This window comes from Photobacterium gaetbulicola, from assembly GCF_003025515.1.
GTDB lineage: Bacteria > Pseudomonadota > Gammaproteobacteria > Enterobacterales > Vibrionaceae > Photobacterium > Photobacterium gaetbulicola.
The window spans coordinates 1-516 of sequence record NZ_PYME01000081.1; the positions used below are offsets into that span (position 1 = coordinate 1).

1 protein-coding gene is annotated in these 516 nt (G+C 55.0%); it reads left to right on the top strand.

Going from position 1 to position 516, the window contains the following annotated elements:
• Positions 1-516 (top strand): putative Ig domain-containing protein (locus C9J03_RS26855; RefSeq protein ID WP_162845596.1); only part of this gene is annotated, 516 nt, incomplete at both ends.

The window sequence follows — 516 nt, forward strand, 5'->3', positions numbered from 1 at the left end:
ATGATCTGACCTTCAGTATTGATAATTTGCCAACCTGGGCGATCTTTAATACCGCCAGCGGTGTGCTTTCCGGCACGCCATCCAACGGCGATGTCGGCACTACGTCGAACATCGTGATTCATGTCAGCGACGGAAACGAGACCGTGAGTCTGGCCGCGTTCAACCTGGAAGTGGTGAATGTTAACGACGCGCCGGCCATTTCGGGTACCCCGGCGACCAGCGTCCAGCAGGATTCCAGTTACAGTTTCACGCCAGTAGCCAGTGATATCGACAACGATGATCTGACCTTTGGTATCGACAATCTGCCGGCTTGGGCGAGCTTCAATACCGCCACCGGGCAGCTGTTCGGCACGCCGAGCAACGACGATGTCGGGACTACATCGAATATTGTGATTCATGTCAGTGATGGAGTAGAGACGGATAGTCTTGGTCCATTCAGCCTAGAGGTGGTCAATGTCAATGATGCACCGACGATTTCGGGGACGCCGGCGACTTCGGTCAACCAGGGTGCCAGCT